This window comes from Halorubrum ejinorense, from assembly GCF_039522565.1.
Lineage (GTDB): Archaea > Halobacteriota > Halobacteria > Halobacteriales > Haloferacaceae > Halorubrum > Halorubrum ejinorense.
This window is the reverse complement of the sequence record NZ_BAAADQ010000015.1, coordinates 376,703-396,388: the sequence shown is the minus strand read 5'-3', so window position 1 is coordinate 396,388 and position 19,686 is coordinate 376,703. Positions and strand designations below refer to the sequence as shown.

15 protein-coding genes are annotated in these 19,686 nt (G+C 62.8%); 9 read left to right on the top strand and 6 right to left on the bottom strand.

Annotated features, from left to right (window positions below):
• Positions 1-117: 117 nt before the first annotated feature.
• Positions 118-927, bottom strand: a complete 810-nt coding sequence (locus ABDZ89_RS15330) for a DUF7537 family lipoprotein (protein WP_343780500.1) — start codon at positions 925-927, stop codon at positions 118-120.
• Between the two features lie 376 nt (positions 928-1,303).
• Here ABDZ89_RS15330 and ABDZ89_RS15325 point away from each other — a divergent pair, with 376 nt between their 5' ends.
• Positions 1,304-2,221 carry an NAD-dependent epimerase/dehydratase family protein gene (locus tag ABDZ89_RS15325; protein WP_343780499.1) on the top strand — a complete coding sequence of 306 codons (918 nt, stop codon included), beginning with the start codon at positions 1,304-1,306 and terminating at the stop codon, positions 2,219-2,221.
• Positions 2,222-2,630: 409 nt separating this feature from the next.
• Here the strand turns inward: ABDZ89_RS15325 and ABDZ89_RS15320 are convergent, their stop codons facing one another.
• The gene (locus tag ABDZ89_RS15320; protein ID WP_343780498.1) at positions 2,631-3,368 is read right to left on the bottom strand and encodes a hypothetical protein; all 738 of its coding nucleotides are present in this window, start codon (positions 3,366-3,368) and stop codon (positions 2,631-2,633) included.
• Between the two features lie 599 nt (positions 3,369-3,967).
• Here ABDZ89_RS15320 and ABDZ89_RS15315 point away from each other — a divergent pair.
• The 5 genes from ABDZ89_RS15315 (at position 3,968) to ABDZ89_RS15295 (ending at position 9,856) form a co-directional block, all read left to right on the top strand.
• Positions 3,968-4,990, top strand: a complete 1,023-nt coding sequence (locus ABDZ89_RS15315) for an NAD-dependent epimerase/dehydratase family protein (protein WP_343780497.1) — start codon at positions 3,968-3,970, stop codon at positions 4,988-4,990.
• Positions 4,987-6,006, top strand: coding sequence for an NAD-dependent epimerase/dehydratase family protein (locus ABDZ89_RS15310; protein WP_343780496.1), 1,020 nt, complete (start codon positions 4,987-4,989; stop codon positions 6,004-6,006). The genes ABDZ89_RS15315 and ABDZ89_RS15310 overlap by 4 nt, the downstream gene beginning before the upstream one ends.
• A complete protein-coding gene (locus tag ABDZ89_RS15305) occupies positions 6,007-7,266 on the top strand; it encodes a glycosyltransferase family 4 protein (protein ID WP_343780495.1) in 1,260 nt (419 codons plus the stop codon).
• The gene (locus ABDZ89_RS15300; RefSeq protein ID WP_343780494.1) at positions 7,263-8,612 is read left to right on the top strand and encodes a sulfatase; all 1,350 of its coding nucleotides are present in this window, start codon (positions 7,263-7,265) and stop codon (positions 8,610-8,612) included. The genes ABDZ89_RS15305 and ABDZ89_RS15300 overlap by 4 nt, the downstream gene beginning before the upstream one ends.
• 248 nt (positions 8,613-8,860) lie before the next feature.
• Positions 8,861-9,856 carry a DUF1616 domain-containing protein gene (locus tag ABDZ89_RS15295; RefSeq protein WP_343780493.1) on the top strand — a complete coding sequence of 332 codons (996 nt, stop codon included), beginning with the start codon at positions 8,861-8,863 and terminating at the stop codon, positions 9,854-9,856.
• 50 nt (positions 9,857-9,906) lie between these two features.
• Here ABDZ89_RS15295 and ABDZ89_RS15290 read toward each other — a convergent pair whose 3' ends face one another.
• The 4 genes from ABDZ89_RS15290 to ABDZ89_RS15275 all read right to left on the bottom strand — a co-directional run bounded on the left by ABDZ89_RS15290 (position 9,907) and on the right by ABDZ89_RS15275 (position 15,285).
• Entirely contained in the window at positions 9,907-10,869 is a 963-nt protein-coding gene (locus ABDZ89_RS15290) for an alkaline phosphatase family protein (RefSeq protein WP_343780492.1), read from the bottom strand.
• Positions 10,870-11,028: 159 nt separating this feature from the next.
• Entirely contained in the window at positions 11,029-12,171 is a 1,143-nt protein-coding gene (locus ABDZ89_RS15285; RefSeq protein ID WP_343780490.1) for a hypothetical protein, read from the bottom strand.
• A gap of 338 nt (positions 12,172-12,509) precedes the next feature.
• Positions 12,510-14,486 (bottom strand): hypothetical protein, encoded by a 1,977-nt coding sequence (locus ABDZ89_RS15280; RefSeq protein WP_343780489.1) that lies wholly within the window; start codon positions 14,484-14,486, stop codon positions 12,510-12,512.
• A gap of 202 nt (positions 14,487-14,688) precedes the next feature.
• Positions 14,689-15,285: an acyltransferase gene (locus ABDZ89_RS15275; RefSeq protein ID WP_343780488.1), complete on the bottom strand. Its 597-nt coding sequence runs from the start codon at positions 15,283-15,285 to the stop codon at positions 14,689-14,691.
• Positions 15,286-15,425: 140 nt separating this feature from the next.
• On the opposite strand from ABDZ89_RS15275, the gene ABDZ89_RS15270 reads away from it, so the two are divergent.
• From ABDZ89_RS15270 to ABDZ89_RS15260, 3 genes are all read left to right on the top strand, one after another.
• On the top strand, positions 15,426-16,709 hold the full coding sequence (locus ABDZ89_RS15270) for a glycosyl hydrolase (protein ID WP_343780487.1): 1,284 nt from the start codon (positions 15,426-15,428) through the stop codon (positions 16,707-16,709).
• A 114-nt stretch (positions 16,710-16,823) separates the two neighbouring features.
• A complete protein-coding gene (locus ABDZ89_RS15265) occupies positions 16,824-18,284 on the top strand; it encodes an oligosaccharide flippase family protein (RefSeq protein WP_343780486.1) in 1,461 nt (486 codons plus the stop codon).
• Positions 18,285-18,525: 241 nt separating this feature from the next.
• Complete coding sequence (locus tag ABDZ89_RS15260; protein ID WP_343780485.1) at positions 18,526-19,662, top strand: glycosyltransferase family 4 protein; 1,137 nt, start codon at positions 18,526-18,528, stop codon at positions 19,660-19,662.
• Positions 19,663-19,686: the final 24 nt, after the last annotated feature.

The window sequence follows — 19,686 nt, the reverse complement described above, 5'->3', positions numbered from 1 at the left end:
TCAGAAGACGCCTCGCCGGCGAAACCGGGAGAGAAGGAACCCCGCGTAGTCCGCGGAGTATCCGCCCCAACCCATACGTTTTCCTGCTGCGCTTGAAGGAGTGACGAGGTCGACCGACTAGGTCTCTACCTGGTCTACCCAGTCGGGCACCTCAACCGTGGTCGAACCGACGCCGGTGAGCGAGAACTCCCACGCGCCGGTTACCGCTTGGTCGTCCGCTCGCCCGGAGAACTGCCACGATTCGTGGCGCGAAAGGCCGTTTTCGTCGACCAAGACGGCGTACTCGAAGTTCGTCACCTCGAAGTCGCCGGGTTCGCCCTGCGCGGAGACCGATCCGGCCCGGATCAGCGCTTCGTCAGTGGCCGACAGCTCGTATCGGTCCACCGTCACGCCGTCGAACGTCTCGGTCCCGGCGGACACCAGATCGTCGTCGGCGCCGTACGCGCGGGCCTGAGAGAGCGCGATGGCGGTGCCAAGCACCTCCGATGATCCCTCCTGAGACGACACGAACGCGTCGTCGCCGGTACCAAAGCGGACGTACGTCACGCCACCGTCAACGAACTGCTCAATGTTTCCGCCGTCCGCCTGCCCGTCGGTTGCGGACGTAGTACGGGTGTACGATCGCTCGGCCTCGAGGTCGGCGTAGAACTCGCGGGTGACCTCGATCTCTGCCCCGCTCGCGTCGACACCGCTGTACGACCACGTGACGGTGAAACTCCCCGCATCGCGGAGCAGGCGCTCGGGGTCGCCCAACTCGAACGCGTCGCTGTCACTCGCTTCGTCGCCGGTCGCACCGTCGTCAGTCCCGGCCGATCCGCCCGCGGAGTCGGCGTCCTCGGCGCTTGGTACGCCACCACCGCCGCCGGCACAGCCCGCGAGGACGACAAGCAACGCCACGACGAAGAGGTGGGTGCGACGCGAATACATGAAAGCGATACGCCAAGCAGCAGGATAAGTATATACGGAAAACGCCGCGAGCGCCGACCTGCACGACCGCCGAATCGGTCGGGTTCTCAGTTGAGCTCGAGGATTTCGACATCGAACGTCAGCGTCTCGCCGGCGAGACGGGGGTTTTGTGTCTTCCCCGCGTATGCTCACCTGTCGTCTCAAGCGGGTTTAGACTCGCCGGAGCCCCCCCACGCGTTACTGTACTGAAATTTGAAACAGAGAGTCTCAACGGAGCCGAGGTGGCCTGTTCTGGAGGCTCGGAGTTGTCGTGTCAAACGGGAACGTCGGTCGCTGTGCCCGTTCTGTCCCCGATATGGTCCGATTACTTTTCTCGGACCTCGGATACTGTGCCGACATGAAGAATCAGCGTGTCTTGGTGACTGGTGGTGCCGGATTTATCGGAGCGAACGCGGCTAACCATCTGGCACGGGACAACGATGTGATCGCTATCGATGACGAGTACCTCGGAACTCCTGAGAACCTCGCGGAGGAAGTCACCTACCGCAATCGGAGTGTTCTCGATGAGGGCCTTCCAACGGACGTCGATGTCGTCTATCACCTCGCCGCGCTGTCCTCGTACGCCATGCACGAAGAGAATCCACAGTTAGGTGCTCGCGTAAACGTCGAGGGGTTCGTTAACGTCACCGAGCAGGCCCGTCGGGACGGATGTGACACCGTCGTCTACGCGTCGACTTCATCGATATACGGCGACCGCACCGAACCATCTCCCGAGTCGATGGATATCGCGGTCAACACCGGATACGAGGCCTCTAAACTCGCGCGAGAGCAGTACGCAGAGTACTTTTCAAGTCACTACGACATGGCGACGGCCGGGATGCGCTTCTTTTCAGTGTATCAGGGGTACGACGGCGCCGAGGGGCACAAAGGCGAGTACGCCAACGTGGTCGCGCAGTTCGCCGACGACATCGCACACGGTCGGCGGCCCGAACTGTACGGCGACGGTACCCAGACGCGAGATTTCACGCACGTCGACGATGTGGTGCGAGCGCTTGAGGCCGCCGGCCAAGAGCGGTTGAGCGGTATTTATAACGTCGGCACCGAGGAGGCGTACAGTTTCAACACGCTCGTCGACATGCTCAATGAGGAGCTCGGCACTGACATCGACCCGACCTACGTCGAGAATCCGATTCCCGAATCCGTCTACGTTCACGACACGTACGCAGATATAACGAAGCTGAGAGGTGTGACCGGCTGGGAGCCACAGACCTCGTTTTCCGAGGGCCTAGCGAAGGTGTGTTCGCCGTATCAGTAGGGCCAACTGACGCGGTTCGGACCCACAGTGTCAGTTACCTGTAAGAGACATCGGGGGCCTCCGCCCTCAAGGGTAATGTGAGAGGCATGCCGATCCGCTTCGCCCGGTAGCGACAGTCGTGGCCCTGACACCACCGCCGTCCGGCAGTGACACCCGGTGGCTCATCGCACGGCGGCCACGGTCCCTCACGGCGCAGTCGCTGAACGTGCGACGAGTCGGACCATGCTAGCTTGGCGAATAGTTCCGGCCTCTCAGTCACCGGCTCGTCCGTTCGCTGAGCCGAAGCCGTGAGCGCCGGTCCGAACACTTCGATGCCCGACCGAAGTCGACACGTGGCACGCCGAAAGTTCGTCTCTCTCGACGCGCTCTCCGACTCCGTTTACCCCACTCGACCGTCCGTCGCAGTCGGTCAGGCCTCGATTCCGCCGTAGCCGTATTCCCCGTACCCCTGTTGACCGTAGTCGTCCTCGACCGACGGCGAGGTCGGCGTTTCGGTTCCGGAATCCGTGTCGGTCGAATCGCTCGCTGACGCAGTTTCGAGTGACAACGTATACGCAGCGTCGCTCGACTGCGTATCCACGACTTGAACGTGGTGGGTCCCGCTGGTCTCGGCCGTCATTTCGAACGTGACCACCTCATCTGTGGTGACGTACCGAAGATTGCTGAAGGTCCCGTCGGGGTCGTAAGCGATGACCGCGGTCACTCCCGTCTGGGAGGTCCGCTGGAAGGTGACGGCAATCTGCTGTCCGCTCGATACGTCGAGAGCGTACCAGTCGCCGTCGCTCGGTTCGAGAGAGCCGTCGACCCTGGTGCCTAGCGGCACGCGCGTCGCGTTCTGCCGGGTGTCGTTCGGCTCGGATTCGGTAATCGACGCCAACGTAGTCTCTGTCTGCCGGAGCGCTGCACCGCCGCCGTAGCTGAACACCGTTACCGGTTTGACGACGGTCCCTCCGGGACGCCCCGCGCACCCGGCGAGCGTGGCCGCCGCCATACCGGCGCCGGCGAGGTACGACCGGCGAGAGAGGCTGGCGCGGCTTGACGGGTCGCTGTCGGCAGTCTCTTCGGCATCAGTTCCCGGTAGGAGTCCCCTAACACTGCTGAACCCTTCGATAATGCGATCATACCGATGATCACTTTCTTCGTCCATGGCGTTTGGGAGTCAGCACAAACGCGTCTTAATCGTTCTTACCAGATCTATCCGTTTAGCCAGCTTTGGTTACCGAGAGTGGGAGCTTAACAGCCAGTTCGCATTCGAATACATTCCACGAACTAGGGTATAGTGTACTCCTACCGCTCGTTTTCGGCGATTTCTGTCCGTCCGCAGATCGCCGGAAAGGTTCGCGACGAGCCGGGACGTCAGTAAGAGAGACGTACCCGGAACCAGACCCGTTCCGCACTCATCTGGCGCCGCAACGCCGGGCCTATCGCGTTCGGTGTGTTAGGAGCGGTCAGACACGGGTCCCGTCTCTCCGAGAGATCCGGGCGGCCGCGGGACTCGTGCGGGCGCCGTCTCGACGGAGCGAATCCAGGACACGGCCGAAGCTCGCTCACGCATCGTCCCGTTAACTCCGGTCGTTCGCGATGATTGGCCCCATGAGTGACACTGCCGGCAGTTCCGCGGCGCGGGACGACAACACGATAGACGGACGGGCCGGCGCTCGCGGGGAATGCCCGGGTTTGCCCCTCGAAGAGTTCGATAATTTCTACATAACAATATGCTGACCGTGGATTTTACCCATTGGAATTATGACAAACGGACTCGCCGACCGCACCGTTCTCGTGACCGGAGGAGCCGGTTTTATCGGGTCTTTCCTGACTGAGAAGCTACTGTCTCTTGGGGCTGAGGTCCGAGTCGCAGACAACTTCTCTCGGGGAGACGCGTCCAATCTGGCCGGTGTCTCGGAGGACATCGAGCTGCTCCCGGTCGACCTGACCACACAGAAGGGGTGTGTCGAGGCCACGGAAGGTGTCGACGACGTGTTCCACCTCGCCGCGAGCGTCGGGGGTATCCACTACATCAAACAAGAGAACGTGGGAGGGCTCACACCGAGCGTCCTGATGAACCAACACATGCTCGAGGCCGCCAGGATAAACGACGTCGATCGCTTCCTCTTCGCTTCGAGCGCGTGTATCTACCGACAGGAACACGACGGGTTGAATCGCTTCTCCGAAGACCAAGGGTTCCCCGCCGACCCACACAGCACGTACGGATGGGCGAAGGTCCTCGGCGAGGTCGCCTGTGAGGCGTATCACGCCGACACGGACCTGCGGACGAGCAGCGTGCGGATTTTCAACTGTTACGGCCCGCGCGAAAGCCTCGATCCCGAGAGTAGTCACGTGATCCCGTCGCTCTGTCGAAAAGTGATCGAGGCGCCCGAGGGCGGGTCCGTCGAGCTGTTCGGAGACGGCTCTCAGCAGCGCGGGTTCATCTTCGTGACCGACCTCGTCGACGGGATGATCGAAGTGGTGACCACGAAGTCGGACGGCGAGGCGATAAACCTCGGGAACTCGAAGGAAGTGATCAGCATACGCGAGCTCGCGGAGCGGATAATCGAGATCAGCGACAAGGATCTCTCGCTGTCGTACGACCGGTCGAAACCCACCGGGACCGACAAGTACGCCTGTGACATGACCGAGATGGAGGCCGCGCTCGACTGGAGCCCCTCGGTGCCGCTCGACTCCGGACTCTCGCAGGTCTACCAGTGGGCTGAGAGGGAGCTCGAAGCGACGCCGAAAGCGAGGGTCTCCGCCGACGGGGGGTCGTCGTGAGCGAATGGCGTGACGAGCGCGTGCTCGTCACGGGGGGCGCGTCGTTCATCGGCAGCCACCTGGTTGAGGACCTCGTGGACCACGGGGCGCGGGTCAGAGTCGCCGACGACTTCTCCAGCGGGACGCGGGACAACCTCGACTCGGTCGCCGAACGGATCGAGATCCTCGACGGGAACCTCAAGGACGTCACCTTCGCTAACCGTGCCACCGAGGGCGTGGACACGGTCTTCCACCTCGCCGCGGACCACGGGGGGCGGGGTTACATTTCGAACTACCCCGCGAACTGCGCCACGAACATGGCGCTGGACAACATCGTGTACGAATCCGCGGCGAAGAACGGCGTCGATCGAATAACCTTCGCCTCCAGCGCGTGCGCGTACCCGACGGACATACAGCAGGAAAAGCAACGTCTCCGGGAGGACATGGTGAGCTTCGACGAACGGGGCGGCGCGTACGCCGACGAGGTCTACGGGTGGGCGAAGCTGATGGGCGAACGCTCGCTACGGGCGTATCACGAACAGTACGGCATCGACGCCAGCATCGTACGCATCTTCACTGCGTACGGGCCGCGGGAGAACGAAACCCACGCGATCATCGCGCTCATCGCGAAGGCGTACGCCGAGCAGACCCCGTTCGAGATCTGGGGCGACGGGGAACAGACTCGGAACTTCACGTACGTCAAAGACATCACGCGCGCGCTCCGTCTCGCGGCAGAGAACGTCACCGACGGGACACCGGTAAACGCGGGAATCAGCCGATACGTATCGATCAACGAGGTGGTCGAGCAGATATTCGAGTGTCTCGGCGAGGACCCGGGACAGATCGAGCACATGACGGACAAGCCCGTCGGCGTTCGCCACCGCGCAGCGGACACCTCTCGAGCGGCGGAGATCCTCGGGTGGGAGCCGGAATATTCCCTCGAAGAGGGTCTCGAAGCGACAGTCGACTGGTACACAGACGCGAAGGACAGAGAGCACGTGAAATCGAACCTCGAGACACTCCTCCACGAGCGATAGATGACACGCGAACCGGAGTACCTGTTGGTCACCGAATACTTCCATCCGGATACGGCGTCCACGGGGCAGTTGATGACGGAGCTGGCGGTCGGACTCAACGACAGAGGCCTCGATATGACTGTGTACACTGGCCAGCCCAACTACCACAGTGGGGACAACGAGAGACAGCCGAAACGATCACTCCACGAGGGCGTTCTGGTCCGTCGAATCGGCGCGCCGCAGTTCCGACAGACGTCGATACTCCGCCGACTGAGTAATTGGGCGCTGTTCACGGTCTGGATGACCGCACTGCTGCTCTTCGAGCGCGTCGAACGCGAACGAAAGGTCGTGTTCGTGACCTGCCCGCCGTTCATGCCCGTCGCGATGTGGTTCGTGTGTACCGTCAGAGGGTGGGAGTACACCTACATTGCGTACGATCTGTACCCGGACGAACCGGCAGAGCTAGGATACTTCCGGAAGGACGGCGTCCTCGATCGGATCTGGGGAGCTCTCGACAGACGAGCGCTGCTGGGAGCCGAGCACGTCGTCGCGCTCGGACCCGTGATGAAAGAGCGGATCAGCGAGAAGGGCGGGCCGTCGTTCGACGCCGACAAGACCCACGTCATCCACAACTGGGCAGACGAGGAGTTCATCACTCCGATGGCGAAATCGGACAACTGGTTCAGCGAAGAACACGGGCTCGAAGATCAGTTCACGGTGCTTTACTCCGGAAACATCGCCGAGTTCCACGACCTCGAGACGCTGGTCAGAGCGGCGGCAGAACTCCGGGATGAGGGCGTTCGGTTCCTCATCATCGGCGAGGGAGACAACAAACAGCGTATCGTGGAGCTCGCCGAAGAGCAGGGCCTGCGGGGAGACGTCGTCCGATTCCTCCCGTACCAGCCGTACGAAGATCTGCCGTACAGCCTGACTTCCGCCGACGTCTCCGTCGTCGCGGTCAAAGAGGGGTTCGAAGGTATCGTCGTCTCCAGCAAGCTCTATACGTCGATGGCGACGGGGCAACCCGTGTTGACCATCGCCAACGCGAACGACGACGAGGCCCGAATCGTCGACCGCTTCGATGCGGGCGTCCACGTCGAACAGGGGTCGGTAGAGGAGCTAGCCGCCGTGATCAAACGCTGGAAGGAGAACCCGGAGCTCGTGGACCGACAGGGTGCCAACGCACGCGAGGCGTTCGAGGAGAATTTCGTAAAAGACGCCTCTATCGACCGGTACCACGAGATGCTCGCCGAGCCGGACGGACAGACGGTGGCAGCATGACTCGCGGGTCGGTGGACAACGTGCTGCTCGTCACGTGTGACTCGCTCCGGTACGACGTTTGGAAGCAGATGCAGGACACGCTCGTCGCGGGGCCGAAGTTGGAACGGGACGGCGTCAGTTTCGATCGGGCGTTCACAACAGGTCCGGGAACCACGCCGTCGTTTCCGGCGATGCTGACCGGAACGCTGCCGCTCTCTTACGGCGGTCTCGGGCCGCTGCGGGCCGACCGACCTCGGGTCGCAGCGCTGCTCGGGAACCGTGGGTTCGCGACCGCCGGCTTCCACAGCAATCCCTTCCTATCGACGCATTTCAACTACGACCGTGGTTTCGACGAGTTCGAAGACTACCAGAACCCGTTGATGGGCGTCGCGACGAAGGTGTTCCCCCGGGGAATCGAGATCAACAACCCGTGGCTCGAACGGGTCGATGACACGGTCAACCTGACGGGGTTCATCAAGACCGCGTATCGGACGGTCGCTAGCAAACCGCGTCCGTACGTCAGTGCGGAGGTTATCACGGACGACGCGATAGCGTGGATGGCCGACGCGGAGGATCCGTTCTTCTGTTGGGCTCACTACATGGACGTCCACCATCCGTGTCATCCCCCCTCCGAGCACCGGGCGGCGTTCGGTGTCGAGCACGTCGACATCGATACCGTCTCCGAACTCTACTCGCGGTTACTGGACGACTCGGCCTCCCTCACCGACGAGGAGATGGCGGACATTCGACGGCTGTACCGGGCTTCGATCACGTACGTCGACGGTCAACTGGAGCGGTTGCTGGAGGCGCTCGAATCGAGTGGCCGCCTTGACGACACGCTCGTCGTGTTCACGTCGGATCACGGCGAACTGTTCGGGGAATACGGGCAGTACGGCAAGCCCGAGCGCATGTACGACGAGCTGATACGTGTCCCGCTTGTGGTGGTCAACGGACCGACCGATCTATCGGCAGCCACCGATGAACTGTTGAGCCTCATAGATCTGCCCCCGCTGTTCCATCGAGCAACTGGACTGGACGTTCCCGCCGAGTATTCGGGTCGGTATCCCGAGCCAGGGGCCAGAGACCACGTCGTGGCGGAACACGAGGTACACGGCGACTCGATCGTCGGCGTCCGGTCCGACACCTGGCTGTACGAGATCGACAACATCCTCGACGAAACGCGCCTTACTGACCTGAAGTCGGGTGAGGAAGTCTCACCGGAGAGCCACGACGACGACGAACTACGACGGGTTCAGCGGGTCGCAAACCAACGGATAACCGACATCGGTGCCGACGGCCGATCGCCCGGTGAACGCCAGTTGAACTCGGACGTGGAGGCACGCCTAGAGGATCTGGGCTATCGGTGAGCGGATCACCCGGCACGTCGATCACCGGTTCCCCGTCGAACGCGTCAGACCGACCTCGTGCGTACTCGGGCTGTGACTGACCGATATCGAACCGAACTGGACGACCGGATGTCGACGGAGATGAGTCGTGACGGAGAACGCCGATCTCGGGTAGGGACCCGCTATACTCGGTCGACAGGCCCGATAGCCCGCTATTCGACTCCGTACCGCGCTTATACTTTTAACCTCGAGGTCGAACTGGCCGCACAATGGGAGAACCCGACGCGGCCGACGAACACAGCCTCGACCCTATCGCAGATCTCCTCGCAATAGCGGCGTTACTCGTCATCGTAGCCGTGTTCGTGTTCGTCGCTCCGTTGAGGGACACGCCGCTTCGGCCCGCTGTCTCGCTCGTGTTCGCCCTCTTTGCTCCCGGTTACGTCTACCTCAGCGCCCTGTTCCCGAAGCGGTTCCGCCCGGGCGAGACATCGGACAACGCGTCCGCTGCGGCGTACTCGGAGGGTGGACTCGGGTTGCTCGAACGACTCGTGTTCTCCTTCGGCGTGAGCGCTGCGATCACGATACTATTGGGACTCGCTCTCGGGTATTGGCTCCCCGGGATCTCTCGTATCAACCTGTATACCGGGCTGGCCGTACTCATCGCGGTTGGGCTCCCGGTGGCGGCGAAACGGCGATCGGGTCTGCCGTCTGATGTCCGAATGCGATCCCCGCACCGGGCCGTAACGACCCGCATCCGGTCGAGACTCGCGAATCAGGGGGCCACGGCGAACGCGGCCACCGTCCTCCTCGCGGTGGCGCTAGTCGCCGCAGCTGCCTCCGTCGGAGTCGGAGGCGGATCGTCTCAGGGCAGTGAAGTCACCGAACTGTATCTCCTGTCGGAAAACGAGAGCGGAGAGTACGTCCCGAGGCAGTACCCGGAGACCGTAACACGAGGAGAAAACGAGTCGTTCGCGCTCGGGATAACCAATCAAGAGGGAGGACGAACAACGTACACGGTCGAGGTACTTCTCCAAGAGTTCGACGGGGGCAACGGGACCGGCCCGCTGATCGCGGAAACTCGGGTCCGGACGTTCTCTGCCGATCTCGACGACGGGGAGCGAGAACGGATACCTCACACCATCGAGCCGACGGTCGGTGCCGGGAGCTATCGGTTGACCTATCTGCTGTACGTCGGAGAACCACCGGCCGATCCCTCGATAGACAGCGCTTATCGAGAGGTCCACCTCTGGATTCGCGTTACGTGACCGAACAGTAAGAGGGCGGGCCGTCCGCGGAGCAGCGCCGTCTGCTCCGCTCAGCGATACCCGAGCAACTCGAGTTGTTCCTCGACGTCCGCTTCAACGGCGTCGTTTCCGCTTGCCGGCTCGAGGACCGGCGTGTACTCGTCGCGGCCTTGCCCGGTCGTTTCGACCCACGGAACCTCCCGGAGCTGCGGGATCGGTATCATCGGGTGCGCGTACACTCCGAACTCACCGAACGCCTCGCCGTGGTCCGAGGTGATAACGATCCGTTCGGCGTCGATGTCCTCAACCAGCGTCCGGACGCTGTCGAGACCGAACTCGAGTTCGTCGAGGTATCGATCCCAGACCGCTTCGCGGGGGGTCCCCTCTCTCAGCGCCTTCCAGGGTGATCGTTCGACGTCGTTCAGCGCGCGGTTCTCGCGGAGCGCCTTGGCGCCGTACGGTTTGTGAGGCGGCAGATAGTGGACGATCATTCGGTCGGGCGAGGCGGACCGCCACACCGAGATGGCACGATCGGTGACGGCGTACGGCATAACCGTTCCGCTGAACGGGTTCCTCGGCCCGTACTGCCACACCTCGTCGAACTCGAGGAAGTCGTCGGGGTCGACCGTGTCCCAGCGAGTTAGCCGCTTCGTAAACTCCGGCCACTCGGGCTGAGACTCGTGGCCGAGTCCCCATCTGCTCGTCGGGTTCGCCGTGACGAGCGCCGTGTCCCGTATCTCATCGAGGTTGGACTGGTCGAACGTGTGCGGAACCCACTCACGGGTCGCGCTACCGCGCGACCACACCGACGTCCCGGACGCGACGAAATCGTACTCTGTGGCCATCTCGTCCATCGCGTCGGCCCTACACGTGTCGAGGATAACGAGCACGTCCCACTCCTCGTCGAAAACGTCGGTCCCGTGTGGAAACCAAGACGAGAGGATCTTCAGGGCCGCGTCCGCCGTCTGTTCGAGTCGGTCAGTCGGCGGTAGCCGGGCGGACAGCGCGCCAGCGAGTTCGTGTAGACCCGACATCTGAGTTCAGTCAGCGCTTCGGCATCGTTCCGTTTGTATATGCGGTGCTTTCCGTGGAACGTGGACCGGAAATGACGACGGAACCGCGGTCGCGCCGCGTCGAACCGCCGCCCGCGTCAGAGCTGTGACGCTCGTCGCCGCTCGCGCACGAAGGAGCGACTACTCCAGATTCCGCAGCCTCTGATCCAGCGACTTGAGGTCCGCCTCGATGTCCGCGAAGTTCTCGTTCATCGGGATGTGCCAGTTCAGCGTCCCCGAGGCCGGTTGGTTGTAGCCTCCGATCGCCTCCGTAGTCCCGTCTGTACTGTCGTCGGACCCATCGTCGGTGCTCCCGTCGTCAGTGGTGCTGTTGATGTCGACCGCCGCCTCGGCGTTGAACGCCTCTCCGGCTTTTGTAAGCGTCGTTTCGTCCTCTGGCCAGATTCGATGGGAACCACCGCCGCCCGACTCCACGTTCCAGTAGGCCTGGAACTCGACGCCGTTATTCCGCATGTAGTCGAACATCCGGTGAATGAACTCGGCGTTGTCGCCGCCGGCCGGGTGGTAGTATTCGTCGTTTCCGACTCCCCACTCGCGGAACCCCAGAGACGCGTTCCGCGACGTCGCGAAGTCGTTCCACATGTCCAGTAACGGTTTGTGCTTCTCCCGCCAGATCTGGTCTCGGAGGTCCTGTAACTCGGTCTGACTGACCGACGAGAGGTCGTCCGGGTACGTCTGTCCAGCGTCGTAGAACGTCGGCATCACGATCGGCGGCTCCTCGTCGCTCGGCCAGTAGTCGGACTGGACGGGCCACGCTTCCGGAGCCACGCCGAGCCGATTCCGGGCCGGCGCATAGCAGAACCGGAAGTCGGCCCCGGTAACGGACTGCATCTCGCGAACACAGCGCGCGTAGCCGTCGCGGTAGTTCTCCGGGTCGTCCCAGGCCGACTTGTTGCCCCAATCGAGGTTGAACTCGTGGTTCGGGGCGATAAGCGAATCTCCCATCCCGATATCCACTAAGTCCTTGGCGAACTGCCGGTACCGGCTGTCGAACTCACCGTTGGCCGGAGGACCGTACGCACCACGGTTTTCGCCCGCGAACTCGTAAGCGATTATCATTCGGCGACTGGTTTCCCCGAACGTTCGCCGGAGCGATTCGCGCTTCTCGCTCGCACCCGCACCGGGTTCCCACGTGATGCCGACCGCATCGTGGAATCCCTCAGTGAACGTGGTCGTGACCAGGTCGATCTCGGCACCATTGAACCACTCGTCTTCGAGCCGTTGTACTCTCGACTCGGAAATCACGTACGCGCCGTGCTCCATTTCACACCACCGTCCGCGTTCGTTTTCCGTCGTTATCACACGTTTCTCCACTCGAACCGACTTGTCTAGTCCAATTCATCCATCTCCCGCTATAAGTTGTTCCTAATTAAAAGTATTTAACCATTAACTGAGTGTTTGCCCAATCTTGAGAGCCAATTGCGTACATTTACTTACCAATTGTCTTCTGACGGCGGGCCAGAGACGAATCGAAAGGCAACATTACCGATGAATAGGCCGCCATTATCGCCAGCACCAGGGAACATATCCCCGGACCGCGGCCGGCGGCCGCTTCCACGTCGCGTGACGCCGCCCGAGACGCGCGACGCGACGGACGGGGACTACTGCGGTTCCCGCACGTCGACGGAAGTGGCGTTTGAGTGGTCGGCGATCATGCCGAGATCACCGGTCGTGTACACCTTGTTTTCGGTCTCGACCATTCGATCGAACCACCCGTCCGAGATCAGGAGCGTGACGAACGACGTCCGTTCGGGGACCAACCGAACGCTGCGGTCGACCCAGCGCTGTCGGTAGAGTATCACGTCCCTGTCCGTCGTGATCCGCCCCTCTTCGACAGCGAACGATTCGGCCGCCAGCCCGTATCGATACCGACTGAGGCCGATCTCCGAGTTCCAATCAGTTCCGACCGTGATCTCGTTCCGGTCAGCGAAGGAGGCGGTCAGGCGGAACCCCTCCATCTCCGCGGCGCTGAACTCCTTCTGTGTCTCGGGTGTCGTCCGGGTTTCCCAGAGGTCGGGGCCCGAGTGTAGGCCGTAGAGATCGTCTGCGGCGGACGCCGGCCCGCTGGTCGCGAGTAACACGACGATCAGGAGCGCAGGTCCCGCCTTCCGGATCGAACCGCTCGAGAGCGGGAGCAGTCGGTGTAGCGTTACGGCCACGACGAAGGCCACGAAGACGCTGACGACCAACTGAGTGCGCGCGAGGCCGTGGATATCGATGGGCGTTCTGATCATGAGTCCCGCACCCGACAGTCCGACGACGAGGAGGGCGGCCGGGGAGCGATACCGGTTCGGCCTCTCGAACAGCAACAGCGCGCCCAGTGAGAACACGCAGACGAGCAAAACGTTGTAGACGGCACCGACGCTGAGGAGACTGCGCAGCGCTTCGCCGACGAGTGGTTCCGGGACCTCCGCGCCAAGCGAGACGATAGGCGCGCCGGCATCGGTGTCGCTCACCTGCCCCTGACCGACGACCATCCGAACGTCGTTAATGAGGTTCTGGATGAACACTCCGGTCAGGAGCCAGTAAGCGATGCTTCCGCCGATCCAAGCCGCGAGCGGGAGCGGGCCGAGGCCGCGCACGTCGTCGAATCCGACCCGGCCGGCGATCGCGGGGATCGCAACGAGACAGAAAACCAGCGGGGCGAAGAGAACGACGGTCAGGTGGTGGGTAAACCAGAGCGCCACGACGATCGGCGACGCGACGAGCAGGTGGTAGCCGGGTCTTACTTCGGGAACACCGCCAAACCGGTACGCGGCCAGAACGACGACGAGGGCCAGTCCGACGGCGAGCGACTGCGGGAAGAAGTAGACGCTGTACCGGTGGATCGGCCCCAGCGCGGAGACACCCAACGCGACGCATATCGGCAGGAGCGGGTCGTCGAACAGCTGTCCGGCGAGCAGATACGCGACCACGACGACAACGAGGTACGTGATAATGCCGGTAGCGACGAGCGAGTCGTACGTCGAAAGCCCGGACAGGAGGCTCACCGACCCGACTAGCGTCTGGAGTCCGGGGAAGAAATGGTAGAGGGTCGTCTCCGGAATGCTCCTCCACGTACCGGTCGTCGCCACGAGCTCCGCGAACCGGACGTGTTTGGGTATATCACCCCGACCGAAGTAGAAGTCAGTCGAGAGGACCTTGGTGATCGGGTCTAACGCGAAGAGCGCGAGGATTTGGGTCAGGAGCCAGTCGGGAGCCGCCCGCTCGCCGATCTGGAGAACGAGTAAGGTGTACCCGACCGGGAGGCCGACCAGAATCGCGCCCGTTCGGACCGTAGACGGGTCTGCGAACGGCAGTACCGAAGCCGCCGCCACGGCGGCTATGGACAGGGCGACGACGCCGAGCACCACCTGACCGTAGTACGGCGCCGATCCGAGGCCGTTCGAGACCAGCGTCGACGGCGTGTGCGTGTAATAGACGAGTGACGCGAACAGTAACCCTAGAAGCACGTAGCCGCTTTTGATACCGGCAACTGGTCCCAGGAACTCGAAGACGGTCGTCGTGACGGCTATGGCGACGGCCAAGAGCGCCGGAAGAAAATACTTCGAGACTTGAGGTCGGATTCCGACGGCCATTCGTGGTCGGCACGTGGGCCGTCCCGTTTATAATTATGCGCCGGTGAACGGGGGCGACGAGCGAACGTGCCAGTCCTGAGGCTCGAATACGCCGCGCGTCCGGTCAAACAGCCCGGGACTCGATCCCCCGTGGTGGGACAACTGACGCCCGATCCGGACGGGTAGGGTGCCATTACCGTCGCTTGCCTCGAGATGTCGTGAACTACAACGACTGCGATCCATCCCGCTCGCCGATCTTCTCCGCGGGCGCGCCGCCGACTACCGTGTGGGCCGGAACCGACTCGGTGACCACGCTGCCGGCCGCGACGACGGATCCCTCACCGAGCGTAACGCCGTCGAGTACGACGCAGTTGGCACCGATCCACACGTCATCACGGACCTCGATACCCGTGCCCACGACGTCCTGTCGAACGATGGGCGTTTCCGGGTCGTCGAACGTGTGGTTCCCGGCGACGACGGTCGTGTGCGGTCCGATCAGGACGTCGGTCCCGATGTCGACCGGCCCGTGCCCCATCAGCGTCCCGAAGACGTTCACGAGGGAATTCTCGCCGATACTGATTCGGCCTCCCGACGGAGCGATAACCGCGTATTTCCGTATTCGACAGTCGCGACCGACGGTTATCGTTCCGCTCGTGTCGAACTTCGTCTCGGGATCGATCTCTGCCGACGGGTGTACGGACACGTTGTGCCGAGCGTCGAGGGTCCGCTTGTACAGCTCGCTCTCGAGGTAGGACCGACACATCGAGAGGAAGGTCACGACCCCCTTGTCGGTGAGGACTTCGAGTGGATTCGCGTTCATGGTTACCTCGGTTCGTCCGCCGCTGACAGTCGCGATTGAGACCTAGTTGAGACGATACGGTATTAGTAATACGGTGGAAAAACGGGGCGCGAGTGAGCGGATAACCTCCGAATACGACGGCTTCGAGGCGACTCGTCCGAGTGGCGGTTCCGTTCGACGGAAACCCGGTCATCGGGGTCCGCTCTTTGACGAGGGATTACCTCGATGTAACGTGTTTACTTACTATATATGAAGCAGACGACACGAACGGTGTGACAAACGACACTCGCCGTCGGGAGGGGTCCACGGCAGCCACGGACAGGGGGCAATCCGCTTCTGCTGAGAACGACCCCGCTTCCGAGAACGACTCGGCAGAGCGGAAGCGACGCTCAGTCCTGAAGCGGACGGCCGCCGGCGCCGTAACCGGAGTCGGCCTGCTATCGGGGTGTTTGGGTCTGAACCCCTCTGAAACGTCGGGGGACCAACCGGCCGACGAGACCGACACCGAGGGGGCCGACGACAGCGGCCCGAAGGTGGGGGTCTACCTCGGTGACGAAGGCGCGTTAGAACCCTGGGAATCGTGGTTCGGCCGATCCGTCGACTACTACTCGTTCAACGTTCCGACGAGCGGATGGGACAAGTACCTCGTTGAAAATATGCCCTTCGAGCGACCCATACGGTCTATCGCGTCCGAGCGGGAGATAGCGGTCACGATGAAACTGTTTCCGCCGAGCGAGACCACGCTGAACGCCGTCGCGGCCGGAGAACACGCCGACCGACACCGAGCGTTCGCTCGGAGCCTGATCGACCACGGAATGGCGGACGCGACGCTTCGTATCGGCCACGAGATGAACGGACGGTGGGCGTTTGACAACGCAGTCAACCGCTCGAACGAGTTCGTACGGGCGTGGAGGGCGGTCGTCCGGGCGATGGACGCCGCCGACGAGGCGGCGTTCGACTACGTGTGGGCACCCCACATCGGCCGCGGACACATGGATCCGACGGACGCGTACCCGGGAGACGAGTGGGTCGACCAGATCGGCCTGACGATATACGACAAGTCCCAGCAGTACTACCCCGCCGAGTGCGGAGACGCCTGCGTTCGGGAGCATCGAGAAGAGAACTGGAACCGCCTCGTGAACCAAGACTTCGGCCTCAGCTACTGGGCCGAGTTCGCGAGAGATCACGAGAAATCGCTCGCGTTCCCGGAGTACGGCGTCGTGGCTCAGAACTGGAACGGCGCCGGCGGCGGAGACAATCCGTTGTTCTTCGAGCGCTTCGCGGACTGGATCGCGTCGAACGACGACCTAGTCGCGTGGCACAACGTCTGGTGCTTTGTCGCCGGCCCCCACTTCGTCGGGCCGAGTCAACTATACGTCTCAGATCAGTGGGAGATCCACTCGGAGGCGTCCGAGACGTTCAAAAATCTCTTCGGCAGTGAATGACCGATCCGAGCGGGTCGGGTCGGTCCGGACGAGCTCGACTCACTCCGAGCGAAGCCGTGAGACCGTCTCGTAGTCGGGGACTACTTACCACGACACTCTCCGTCACGTAATCCGATGGAGAGCACTACGGAGGGGCTGAGCGAGCGGGCCAGACAACTCTCCCGCGACCTGAGCCTCTATTCCGTCGCACACGTCGTTCCTGCGGTACTCTCGCTCGTGGCGCTGATGGTGTTCACTCGGACGTTTCAACCGGAGATGTTCGGCCGGTACTCGCTTTCGCTAGCGGTCGCCGGAATCGTTAGTACGCTTCTGTACGGGTGGCTCGACTACTCGGTGCTGCGGTACGCTCCCCAGTTGGACGAGGGGCTCGTCATTCGGAACACGTTCTCGCTGTACCTCGGGATCTCGTCGGTGCTGTTACTGGCCGCAATCGGCGGCTACCTCGCGTTGCGACACCGACTGGGGCCGTACACCGTGTTCTACTTCGCGTCGCTGGGGCTGGCCCTCGCTCGAGGCGGGCTACAGATACTTCTCGCGTTCTTCCGTTCGGTCCTCAACTCGCGGAAGGTCACCCTGTTCCGGCTCGTGCGGGCCGTCGTCGCGCTCGGACTCTCAGTCGTGCTGGCGATATTCGTTCTCGATCACATCGTCGGGTGGGTCTGGGGAACCACCATCGGTATCGCCGTCACCTGCGTCCTCATCTTCGTTACGTCGAAACAGGTTCGGACGGCTCCGGTGGTCGACAGAGAGATAATCAGCCGTCTCGCTGGATACGGCATTCCGATGATCGGGTTCGTGGTGGGAGACGCGTTCCTCGTTCAGGCGGATCGGGTGCTGCTCGAAGTGTTCGCCGGCAGCGTCGCAGTCGGTATTTACTCGTCGAACTACATGCTCGTAGACCGCGGGCTCAGGCTGGCCTACACCCCGATGATTCAGGCGATGTCGCCCATCATAATCGATTCGTGGGAGGAGGACAACGAGGACGAGATCGCCGAGATGCTCTCCGCGTTTATCAGGTACTTCATCCTGCTGGGGGTCCCCGCGCTGATCGGCGTCGCCGTCCTCAGTCAGACCGTGAGCACACTTCTGATCGGGGACGAGTACACGAGCGGCTACGTCATCATCCCCATCGTCGCCGTCGGTCTGTTCCTCTGGGCGCTCGCGAACCTCGCTCAGGTCGCTATCGAGATCAAGGAGCAAACATCGTTACTCTCGTACGGCGTCCTCGTCGTTATCGCGCTAAACGTCGCCCTCAACATTCCGCTTATCACCGCCTTCGGGTACGTGGGCGCCGCCGTGGCGACGACGCTCAGCTACATGTGTTACTGCGTGTTCACGTTGCTGTTCTCCTCGCGGTACATCGACTGGCAGTTCCCGACGATTCCGTTCCGGAACGCGCTGATCGGCGGTGCCGTCATGGCCTGTCCGACCGCGGTGCTGTACGTGACCGGAACCTACGGCCTCGCGGCGTCGCTGTTCGCGGCCGCCGTCGGCGCGGTACTGTACGTTGCCGTCCTCTACGTGCTCGACGAGGTCGGTGTACGCGACGTCAACAAACTCGGGGAGTTGTTGTGATGACCGAACTCCCGTCTGCGGCTCCTGCCAGACGAGTGACCGGGCCGCCGTCGGCGGAGTACGCGACGAATACTTACAAACCGTGGGCGCTCCCCTCCGATGAACCGACGATAGTACGCCCCGGCCGGTTCGTCCGCTCGGCGCCTCGTCCCGGCGGCCGAACCCGGGACGATCGCGTCCGAGAGACCGTAACGACCCCGCCCGCTACGTCATGAACATCGTTCAACTGAGCCGAACCTCGATGTACCCGCCGAAGAACGGAGCCGAGGTTCGGCTCTGGAAGACCGCACAGAAGCTGAGCACGCTCGGGGACCTGTGGGTCGCCGCTCCCCCCGGGGAGCAACGGCTCGACGGCGACATGGAACCGATCGACGTGACGAGCCCGCTGTTTAACCACCAGCCGGTCTGGGACGAACTCTGGACGGGCCTGTTCGCGGTGTCCGCCCGGCATCCGCTCCGACAGCCCCTCGCGAACGCGATGGTCGAGCCCGTAGAGCGTACGACGGTCTCATTCGACGTCGTCGTGTGCGAGTTCCCGCAGGTCACGGACGCGGCCGCCGAACTCTCGACGTCGCACGACGCCAAGCTCCTGTTGAACAAGCACAACGCCGACTACGAGATACTCGACGGATACCTCCGCGAACGGAGCGTTCCGTCGGTCGTTCGACGTCGCTTGGTCGAGAACTTCCGAGAGTTCGAGGCGAACGCCATCGAGACCGCCGACGTGACCGTGTTCCAATCGGAGGAAGACAGGAAGCGGTTCGACGTCGGGGCAGCGACCGACACATTCGTCATCCCGAACGGCTGTGACTACCGGAGCATAAGCCACGGCGGAGACCCGGAAGCCGCCGCCCGGGAGTGTGGGATACCCGGAGACGGGTTCACGTGCGTCTTCCTCGGGTCGTACGACTACGCGCCGAACCGCCGAGCGGCGAGGCTGATAATCGACGACCTCGCGCCAGCGCTGCCGGACGTCGACTTCCTGCTCCTCGGTCGGAACCCCCCGGCTGCGTCCGGTGACAACGTATACGCCCCCGGATACGTAGCGGACCTCGCCGGGGCGTTACACCTCGCCGACGCCGCTCTCTGTCCGTTAACTACCGGATCCGGGACCAAACTGAAGATGCTCGACTACTTCGCGGCCGAACTCCCGGTCATTTCGACGACCGTCGGGACCCAGGGCTTGTCCGTGGAACCCGGCCGAGAGGCGCTCGTCTGCGACGACGCCGAGGGGTTCGTCGGCGGCATCGAACGGCTCCGGTCCTCGCCGGAGCTCCGACGACGGCTCGGGGAATCGGGGCGCGAGATCGCGGCGGAACACTCCTGGGACTCGCTCATGGCGGAGTACGACGCGGTGATCGAAGCGCTGAGGGACTGAGCCCCCAGTCCGTCGGGAGGGCTG